This is a genomic window from Mycobacterium sp. 1245499.0 (assembly GCF_001673615.1).
In the GTDB taxonomy this organism is placed as follows: Bacteria; Actinomycetota; Actinomycetes; order Mycobacteriales; family Mycobacteriaceae; genus Mycobacterium; species Mycobacterium europaeum_A.
This window is the reverse complement of record NZ_LZMG01000416.1, coordinates 23,341-32,698: the sequence shown is the minus strand read 5'-3', so window position 1 is coordinate 32,698 and position 9,358 is coordinate 23,341. Positions and strand designations below refer to the sequence as shown.

Sequence of the window (9,358 nt, the reverse complement as noted above, 5' to 3'; positions counted from 1 at the left end):
ACCTCGGGCGGCCCCTTGCCGTCGGTCCAGGCGAGTCGGCCGTTGCCGGCCACCGCCGTGCGCCATTCGCCGCGCCCCACCGCGCCGTGGTCGGATCCGCAGGCGAAGAACAGGTTGTCGGCGTCCGTGCGTCCGCCCTCTGCCCATTCGTGGGCGCGGCGAATGGCGCACGGCGGTGGCCGGCAACGGCCGACTCGCCTGGACCGACGGCAAGGGGCCGCCCGAGGTCAATCATGCGCACCATCCCGACGAGCTGCTGCGCGGGGATCCCGACCCGCCCGAAGGCCAGCCGGTCTAGGCAGGCGTGAAAGGCCGGAAACTGCCGTCGAGGACCTGAAGGTGACCGATGGTGCGGCCGGTGACCTTCCCGGGATCGACTAGGGCCAATTCGACTGCCGCACAGGCGAATTCATCCTCCGACGCGGTGTCATCAAAGCTGCGGGCATAGTAGGCGAGTCCCGGGGTGAGGATCGGTTTGGACGGCGACAGCGCATTAACCGCGATGTTGTGGTCGGTCAGATCGAATGCGGCGCACTGGGTCAGGTGCTCGAGCGCGGCCTTGGATCCGCCATACCCGGGCAGCACGCCACCGCCGCGGTCGGCGTACGGCCCATCGCCCGGCAGTCGCGACGCGACCGAGGTGATGTTGATGATCGAGCCGCCACCCGCCTCGATCATGTCGGGGCACACCATCTGCATCAGCTCGTAGGCCGCGAAGACGGCGATGTCGAAGTGCCGGCGATACGCGTGCAGCGGCGTGCTGACGAATCCCGGCCAGCCGGGCTTGACGGCACCCGACGGCTTGGCGCCACCCGACGGCTTGGCGGTGCCGTCACGCGGTTGCGCGCCCGGCTTCGGCGGTCGCCCGGGCGCGGTGAAGGCCGCATTGTTGACCAGAATCCCGATGGGACCCAACGCCTCTCGCGCCGACTGCACCAGCCGGGCAACCTGCTCACGGTCGGTCAGGTCCGCCCGGACCGGCAGGGCCCGCCCGCCGGCGGCCTCGATGTCGGCGACGGTCTCGCCGATGGTTCCCGGCAGCCGGTCGTCCCAGACTTCTTCGGTACGCCCGGCGACCGCCACCGCCGCACCCTCGGCGGCCAGGGCCAGCGCGATGGCCCGGCCCAGACCGCGGCTGCCGCCGGTGACGATCGCGGCGCGACCCGCAAGCCGTCCCGTCACCGCCGCACCCCGTGTACGACGATGGCGGTGGTCTGCTCCACCCACGCCTCGTCGAGCTCCTCTTCCGGACGCAGCAGCATCCGCAGCATCGTCGCTCCCCCAATCAACTCGATCAACCGGTCGGGATCCACATCGGGATGGGCTTCGCCCCGGTCAACCGCCTCCCGCAACCGCACCCGCACCGCGGTGAACAAATCCACGAACCGCGACATCACCCGCGCGTTGAGCGCCGGGTCGGCCGTCATGTCGGCAACCAGACCGGGCAACGCGGCACGCACCACCGGGGTGGTGAACACGTCGCGGGTGGCCTCGATCATCATCCGCATGTCGGCGGCGATGTCCCCGGCCGGCGACTCCAGGGCGGTCGGGGCCGTCGGGAACGCGGCCTCGTGCACCAGCTCGGCCTTGCTCGACCACCGGCGGTACAGCGCGGATTTCGTGGTGCCGGCGCGCTCGGCGACCGCGGCCAGGCTGATGTTGGAATAGCCCGTTTGGACAAGCAGTTCCGCGGTCGCCGAAAGGATCGCGGAGTCGATACGCGGATCGCGTGGGCGGCCGGCGCCGGAGGCCTTGTCAAGGCCGGACGGGTCTGCTTTCATAACGCTACCTACCGTATCGTAATTGCCTCAACGAAGGAGGCACCTTATGGCAACAGAACCGGCGGTCGACAACGTCGACCGGCTGCAACGCTCCAGCCGCGACGTCAGCACATTGCCGACGGTCATGTCACGCTGGCTCTCCACCGTACTGCCGGACGCCGCAAATCCCGAGGTGACCGTGGAAAGCGGCGTGGATTCGACGGGCATGTCGTCGGAAACGATCATCCTGACCACCCGCTGGCAACAGGACGGCCGGCCGACCGAACAGAAGCTGGTGGCGCGGGTGGCCCCCACCGCCGAGGATGTGCAGGTCTTCCCGACCTACCGGCTCGACCACCAATTCGACGTCATCCGCAAAGTGGGTGAGCTGACCGACGTGCCCGTGCCCCGGGTGCGCTGGCTGGAGAACACCGGGGATGTCCTGGGCACACCGTTTTTCGTGATGGACTACGTGGAGGGCGAGGTGCCGCCCGACGTCATGCCGTACACCTTCGGCGGCAACTGGTTTGCCGACGCGCCCGCCGAGCGGCAGCGCGAACTGCAGGACGCCACCGTCGGCGTCCTGGCCACGTTGCACTCGATCCCGAACGCGCAGAGCACATTTGGCTTCCTCACCGAGGGGCAATCCGGCGACACCGCGCTGCGCAAGCACTTCAACTGGGTGCGGTCCTGGTATGACTTTGCGGTACCCGACATCGGGCGATCACCGCTACTGGAGCGGACCTTCGACTGGCTGGAGGCCAACTGGCCGGCCGCGGCGGCCGCCGCCGAGCCGGTGCTGCTGTGGGGTGACGCCCGGGTCGGCAACGTGCTGTACCACGATTTCCGGCCGGTGGCGGTGCTGGACTGGGAGATGGTGACGTTGGGTCCGCGCGAGCTGGACGTGGCGTGGATGATCTTCGCGCACATGGTCTTTCAGGAGCTGGCCGGCCTAGCCACCCTGCCCGGGCTACCCGGGGTGATGCGCGAGGAGGACGTGCGCGCCACCTACGCGCGGCTGGCCGGAGTCGAAGTCGGCGACCTGCATTGGTTCTACGTGTACTCCGGCGTGATGTGGGCGTGCGTGTTCATGCGCACCGGCGCCCGGCGGGTGCACTTCGGCGAGACCGAAAAGCCCGACGACGTCGAATCGCTGTTCTATCACGCCGGATTGATGCGCAGGCTAATCGGTGAGGGGTTGATCGGCGAAAGCCCAATCGGAGAGGACCAGTAATGCTCGGACCGCTCGACGAGTTCCCGGTACATCAGATCCCCCAACCGATCGCCTGGCCGGGCTCCTCGGACCGCAACTTCTACGACCGCTCCTACTTCAACGCCCACGACCGCACCGGCAACATCTTCGTGATCAGCGGCATCGGCTACTACCCCAACCTCGGGGTCAAGGACGCGTTCCTGCTCATCCGGCGCGGGGATACCCAGACCGCCGTTCATGTTTCGGACGCCATCGATCAAGACCGGCTCAACCAGCACGTCAACGGCTACCGCGTCGAGGTCATCGAACCGCTGCGCAAGCTGCGCCTCGTGCTCGACGAAACCGAAGGCATCGCAGCCGATCTCACGTGGAATGGCCTGTTCGACGTCGTGCAGGAACAACCGCACATCCTGCGCTCGGGCAACCGGGTCACCCTGGACGCGCAGCGCTTCGCGCAGCTGGGCAGCTGGAGCGGGCACATCGTCATCGACGGCGAGCAGATCACCGTCGACCCCGACACCTGGCTGGGCAGTCGCGACCGGTCCTGGGGTATCCGACCGATCGGCGAGGCCGAGCCCGCGGGCCGGCCCGCCGACCCGCCCTTCGAGGGGATGTGGTGGCTCTACGTACCCATGGCATTCGACGATTTCGCCATCGTGCTCATCATCCAGGAAGAGCCCAACGGGTTCCGCTCGCTCAACGACTGCACCCGCATTTGGCGCGACGGGCGCGTCGAGCAGCTGGGCTGGCCCCGAGTCAAGATCCACTACCGCTCCGGGACCCGCATCCCGACCGGCGCGACGATCGACGCCACCACCCCGGACGGGACCCCGGTCCACTTCGACGTCGAGTCCAAGCTGCCGGTGCCCATTCACGTCGGCGGCGGCTACGGCGGCGACTCCGACTGGATCCACGGCACCTGGAAGGGCGAAAAGTTCGCCGAGCGGCTGACGTACGACATGACCGACCCGGCCATCGTCGGCCGCGCGGGGTTCGGCGTGATCGACCACGTCGGCCGCGCGGTCTGCCGCGACGGCGACGGCGAGCCGGTCGAGGGTTGGGGCCTCTACGAGCACGGCGCGCTGGGCCGCCACGACCCGTCCGGGTTCAAGGATTGGCTGACGGTCGCGCCCTAGGTCAGCGGCGGTGATTCAGCGGCGGTAGGCCGCGCCCGGGTGGTCGTCGGGCAGCAGCGGCCCCCCGGCGCCGAGCCGCTGGCGCAGCGTGGAACGCGGCGGCCGCTCGGGGACGCGTCCCCGCCGACGCAGCTCGGGGACAACGAACTTCGCGAAATCGGCGAAGGTGCCCGGGGTCGTCACGTAAGCCAGGTTGAACCCGTCGACGTCGGCCTCGGTGACCCACCGCTCGAGTTCGTCGGCCACCTCGGTCGGCGAACCCACCAGCACCGGGCCGCGGCCGCCGATCCCGATCTCGTCGGCCAGCTCGCCCACCGTCCAGGCGCGTTCCGGCGCGGCGGTGGTGAACGAGGCCAGCGCCGAGCGGTTGGCGTCGGTCTCTACGTATTTCAGCGGTTCGCCGGGGTCGAGTTCGGCCAGGTCGACCCCGGTCCAGCCGCCGAACAACGCCAGCGCTGCGGCGGGGCTGACATACCGCCGGTATTCAGCCAGCTTGGCGACGGCCTCGTCGTGGGTCTCGGCGACCACCGGGGTCACCATGGTGAACACCTTGATCGAGCGTGGGTCGCGGCCCAGCTCGGCGGCGGCGGTCCGCAACGCGCGCACCGGACCGCGAACGATCTGCGGCGTCGGGCCCGAGACGAAGACCGCCTCGGCGTGGGCCGCCGCGAACCGCACGCCCCGCGCCGACGCGCCCGCCTGGAACAGCACCGGGGTGCGTTGTGGCGACGGCTCGCACAGGAACGGACCGGGCACCGAGAAATAACGGCCCTTGTGCTCGATGTCGTGCACCTTGGCCGGGTCGGTGAAGACGCCCCGCTGCGGGTCGCGCACCACGGCGTCGGCCTCCCACGACCCCTCCCAGAGCTTGTAGCAGACCTCGAGGTACTCGTCGGCGATCTCGTAACGCTGGTCGTGCGGGATCTGGGCGTCCAGGCCCAAATTCCTTGCGGCGCTGTCCAAATAGGACGTGACGATGTTCCACGCCACCCGGCCGCCGGTCAGGTGGTCCAGCGTCGAGAGCCGGCGGGCCAGCGCGTAGGGCTGCTCGTAGGTCAGCGACAGGGTGATCCCGAAGCCGAGGCCCTCGGTCACCGCCGCCATCGCCGAGACCGCGGCCGTGGGGTCGTTGACCGGAAACTGGGCGGCGTCGACGACCGCAGCGTCGCGCGAGCCGCCGTACACGTCGTAGACCCCGAGCACGTCGGCGAGAAACAACGCGTCGAATCCGCCGGTCTCCAGGATGCGGGCCAGCTCGGTCCAATAGCCCAGCTCCCGGTACCGGTAGCCCTGATCGTCGGGATGCCGCCACAACCCCGCGGACTGATGCCCGACACAGGCCATGTCGAAGGCGTTGAGAAAGATCCTGCGCGGCGCACTCACCCGATGTCATCCTCACGCGTCTCGCGCGCCGCGTACGCGGCGGCAATCGTGATCGCCGCCAGCACCGCGAAGTACGCCACGATCAGCCACGGCCGGCCACCGCCGACCACCAACAACGACGCGGCGATCAACGGCGCGAACCCTCCCGACAGTACGGCACCGATCTGATAACCCAGCGACGCGCCGCTGTAGCGCACCCGGGTGCCGAAGAGCTCGGCGAACCAGGCCGCCTGCGGGCCATACATCGCGTCATGAACGACGTTGACGCCGAACACGATTGCCAGCACGACCCATAGCGCCGACCCGCTGCCGGCGGCCAGGAAGAACAACGCCAGGGCAACGACCCCGGCGAGCGCGCCGAACAGATACGGTGGCCGCCGCCCCACCCGGTCCGACAGCAGCGCCCAGCCCGGCGTGCTGAGCAACCCGAGCGCCGAGGAGACCAGCACCGCGATCAGACCCACCGCGCTGCCCTTGCCGAATGAATCCTGAAGATAGCTAAGCGAATACGTCGTCAACAAAACGAAAAGCCCGATCTGCGACAGCCGCAATCCGGTGGTGATGACCACGTTGCGCGAGTCGGTGCGCAGCACCTCCACTATCGGCAGCCGGGCCAGCTCGTCGCGCCGCTTGAGCCGCTCGAAGATTTCCGCATCGGTCAGCTTCAGCCGGACGAACAGGCCGATGCCGACCAGAAAAACGCTGAGCAGGAACGGGATTCGCCATCCGTAGGTGAGGAAGGCCGGCCCGGTGACCTTGCGCGCGAGGAAGAACACCGAGGTCGCCAACAGCATGCCGGCCGGCGAGCCCAACTGGGTGAAGCTGCCGAACAATCCGCGACGATCGGGCGGTGCGTGCTCCACCGAGAGCACGGCGGCGCCACCCCATTCGGCCCCCACGGCCAGGCCCTGCACCACCCGCAGGGTCGCCAGCAGCGCCGGCGCCAGCAGCCCGGCCGCGGCATAGGTCGGCAGCGCTCCGATCGCGGTGGTGACCAGACCCATCACCACCAACGCGCCCACCAGAACCGCCTTGCGGCCCAACCGGTCGCCGAAGTGCCCCGACAGCACCGCACCGAGGGGCCGGGCCCCGAATCCGGCGGCGTAGGTGGCGAACGAAGCCAGTGTCCCCGCGGTCGATGAGATATTCGGGAAGAAAAGCGGTTTGAAGACCAACGCCGACGCGGTCGCGTACAGGTAGAAGTCATACCACTCGATGGTGGTGCCGATCATGCTGCCCAGGGCCACGGTGCGCAGGTTCGGCGCGGTGCCGGCGACCACGGCTGAACTGGCAGGACTGGCGGCAGAACTGGTGACGGGGCTTTCGGAAAGCACGTGGTGGCAGCGTAATTAACATAGCGAGCTAGGCATATGTTTGCCATCGCCGTGAGCCAAACGCCGGCGACCAGCTTGTAAGAAATTGCCATGAAATGCGCAGAAATGCGGTTCACTAGACCGCGTGTCGAATCCGCCGCGCATTGTCGACGTTGTCGTCGTCGGTGCGGGCTTCGCCGGACTCGCCGCGGCGCGCGAGCTGGCACGGCAAGGCCACGATGTGGCGGTTTTCGAGGGCCGCGACCGCGTCGGCGGACGGTCCCTGACCGGCAGCGTCGCCGGATTGCCGGCCGATCTGGGCGGCACGTTCGTCGGGCCGACCCAGGACGCCGTATTGGCGATGGCCGCCGAACTCGACGTCCCGACCACCCCGACGCATCACGACGGCAAGAACCTGATCCATTGGCGCGGGTGGACGCACGCGTATCACGGCACCATCCCCAAGCTTTCGCTGACCGGCCTGCTGGATATCGGCCGGCTGCGCTGGCAATTCGACAGGATCGCGCGCAGCGTCCCGCTGGCGGCGCCGTGGGACGCCCGCCGCGCGCGTGAACTCGACGGCCTGTCGCTCGGCGGCTGGTTGCGCTCGGTGCGTGCGACGGCTTCCTCGCACGACCTGCTGGCGATCGTGGCGCGGGTGACCTGGGGATGCGAACCCGACGACGTGTCGATGCTGCACGCCGCCCGCTACGCGCACGCGGCCGGCGGGCTGGACCGACTGCTCGACGTCGAGGACGGCGCCCAACAGGACCGCTTCCCCGGTGGCACGCAACAGATCGCCGAGGCGGCGGCCGCCGAACTGGGCACCCGGGTGGTGCTCAACGCCCCGGTGCGGCGGATCGAGCGGCACGGCGCGGGCGTCACCGTCACCACCGACCTCGGCGAGACCGAGGCCGGGTTCGTCATCGTCGCCATCCCGCCGGCTCACCGCGCCTCCATCGAGTTCACTCCCCCGCTGCCCGCCGAGTACGAGCAACTCGCCCGGCACTGGCCGCAGGGCCGGCTCAGCAAGGCCTACGCCGCCTACTCCACGCCGTTTTGGCGGACCAACGGGTTTTCCGGGCAGGCGCTGTCCGACGAGGGCCCGGTCTTCATCACGTTCGACGTCAGTCCGCACCCGGACGGACCGGGCATCCTGATGGGTTTCGTCGACGCCCGGTCGTTCGACTCGCTACCCAGCGATCAGCGTCGCCGCGACGCGTTGCGCTGCTTTGCAACGCTTTTCGGAGACGACGCGCTCAAGCCCTTGGACTACGTCGATCACCGTTGGGGCGCAGAGGAATTCGCGCCGGGCGGCCCCACCGCCGCGGTGCCGCCGGGATCGTGGACCCGGTTCGGGCCGTGGCTGCGCGAACCGGTCGGGCCGATCCACTGGGCCGGCACCGAAACCGCCGACGAGTGGACCGGTTTCCTCGACGGGGCGATTCGCTCCGGGCAGCGCGCGGCCGCGGAGATCACCGCGCTGCTATGAGCTGATCCGGCGGGTGGCCGCGTTGCGCATCGCCGTTTCGGCGAGCGCGCGCAGCTGGCGGTTCACCTCGCGGGGGTGTTCGAGCATCGAGCAGTGCCCGCCGGGCAGTTCGACCAGGTCGATCAGGTTGGGCACGCTGCGCGCGATCCTGCGGGACTGGCTGATCGGGGTGAGCCGGTCGCGTTCGCTGCCGATGACCAACGTCGGGACGGTCAATCCGTCCAGGTCGAGATAGCGCGACCCGAGAGACGCGACCAGCGCCCTCGCGCACCCCGCCCGTCCGGCCGGTGAGGTGTTCTCGAAGAGCTCGTAGACAAGCCTGGCGATGCCCGGATCGGCGTCTCGTCCGGTGGCCAGCATCGCCACCACATAGCGGCTCGGGATGCGGGCGGGACCGGGCACCGCGAACCCACCGAACGCATTGATCAGGGTGCGGCCGGCCAGAACCCGGGCCGGCGACAACCCGTAGGGCACCGGCAACAGCTGCACCTTGCGGATCAGATCGCCGGTGGTGGTATTGATCAGCGCGACCGCGTCCGCGCGCCGGGGAACCTTGTGGCGGTAGCGCTCCGACCACGCCGCGATGGTGATGCCGCCCATCGAGTGGCCGGCCACCACGGCGCGTTCGTGCGGCGCCAAGGTCGCATCCAGCACCGAATCCAGGTCGGAGGCAAGGTGTTTGAGGCTGTAATTGTTGGCTCGTGGCACGCCGCTGCGGCCGTGGCCGCGATGATCGAAGGCGATCACCCGGTAGTCGTGGGACAGGTCGGCGATCTGGTACGCCCACGCCCGGATGGCGCAGGTGATGCCGTGCGTCAAGACGATCGGATAACCGTCGGGCGGCCCGAACACCTCCGCGTGCAACCGGGTGCCGTCGGCCGCCCGGACCGTGACGGTCTCACTGGGCGGCAGCCGGTCGGGGAACGGGTCAACCGTGCGGGCCGATCGTCGAGCACTCATCACCGCTCCCCCCTCCAACGCGGCGCCGTTGCCGCAGCTAAGGATGGGACGATTTTATCCCTAAGTTCGGTTCGCTTTTGGTAAATCCGGCAAACGATTCT

9 protein-coding genes and 1 pseudogene are annotated in these 9,358 nt (G+C 69.1%); 4 read left to right on the top strand and 6 right to left on the bottom strand.

Going from position 1 to position 9,358, the window contains the following annotated elements:
* Window positions 1-155 (bottom strand): annotated as a pseudogene (locus tag A5646_RS30190) (HNH nuclease); the annotation flags it as partial.
* A 20-nt stretch (window positions 156-175) separates the two neighbouring features.
* Between A5646_RS30190 and A5646_RS30265 the strand changes: the two are divergent.
* Complete coding sequence (locus A5646_RS30265; protein ID WP_255362104.1) at window positions 176-298, top strand: hypothetical protein; 123 nt, start codon at window positions 176-178, stop codon at window positions 296-298.
* Here A5646_RS30265 and A5646_RS26100 read toward each other — a convergent pair.
* Both A5646_RS26100 and A5646_RS26095 read right to left on the bottom strand, forming a co-directional pair.
* Window positions 295-1,182 (bottom strand): SDR family NAD(P)-dependent oxidoreductase, encoded by an 888-nt coding sequence (locus A5646_RS26100; RefSeq protein WP_066882006.1) that lies wholly within the window; start codon window positions 1,180-1,182, stop codon window positions 295-297. The two genes, A5646_RS30265 and A5646_RS26100, sit on opposite strands and share 4 nt — an antisense overlap.
* Window positions 1,179-1,781: a TetR/AcrR family transcriptional regulator gene (locus tag A5646_RS26095; protein ID WP_066870894.1), complete on the bottom strand. Its 603-nt coding sequence runs from the start codon at window positions 1,779-1,781 to the stop codon at window positions 1,179-1,181. Before A5646_RS26095 ends, A5646_RS26100 begins: the two co-directional genes overlap by 4 nt.
* A 46-nt stretch (window positions 1,782-1,827) precedes the next feature.
* Here A5646_RS26095 and A5646_RS26090 point away from each other — a divergent pair, with 46 nt between their 5' ends.
* The gene (locus A5646_RS26090; protein WP_066882004.1) at window positions 1,828-2,994 is read left to right on the top strand and encodes a phosphotransferase family protein; all 1,167 of its coding nucleotides are present in this window, start codon (window positions 1,828-1,830) and stop codon (window positions 2,992-2,994) included.
* Window positions 2,994-4,109: a hypothetical protein gene (locus tag A5646_RS26085; RefSeq protein WP_066882001.1), complete on the top strand. Its 1,116-nt coding sequence runs from the start codon at window positions 2,994-2,996 to the stop codon at window positions 4,107-4,109. Before A5646_RS26090 ends, A5646_RS26085 begins: the two co-directional genes overlap by 1 nt.
* Before the next feature lie 15 nt (window positions 4,110-4,124).
* Here the strand turns inward: A5646_RS26085 and A5646_RS26080 are convergent, their stop codons facing one another.
* The gene (locus A5646_RS26080; protein WP_066881999.1) at window positions 4,125-5,492 is read right to left on the bottom strand and encodes an LLM class flavin-dependent oxidoreductase; all 1,368 of its coding nucleotides are present in this window, start codon (window positions 5,490-5,492) and stop codon (window positions 4,125-4,127) included.
* Window positions 5,489-6,724, bottom strand: coding sequence for an MFS transporter (locus A5646_RS26075; protein WP_197505296.1), 1,236 nt, complete (start codon window positions 6,722-6,724; stop codon window positions 5,489-5,491). The genes A5646_RS26080 and A5646_RS26075 overlap by 4 nt, the downstream gene beginning before the upstream one ends.
* Window positions 6,725-6,950: 226 nt before the next feature.
* On the opposite strand from A5646_RS26075, the gene A5646_RS26070 reads away from it, so the two are divergent.
* On the top strand, window positions 6,951-8,297 hold the full coding sequence (locus A5646_RS26070; RefSeq protein ID WP_066870911.1) for a flavin monoamine oxidase family protein: 1,347 nt from the start codon (window positions 6,951-6,953) through the stop codon (window positions 8,295-8,297).
* Here the strand turns inward: A5646_RS26070 and A5646_RS26065 are convergent.
* The gene (locus tag A5646_RS26065; protein ID WP_066881997.1) at window positions 8,292-9,257 is read right to left on the bottom strand and encodes an alpha/beta fold hydrolase; all 966 of its coding nucleotides are present in this window, start codon (window positions 9,255-9,257) and stop codon (window positions 8,292-8,294) included. The genes A5646_RS26070 and A5646_RS26065 overlap by 6 nt on opposite strands.
* Window positions 9,258-9,358 lie beyond the last annotated feature (101 nt).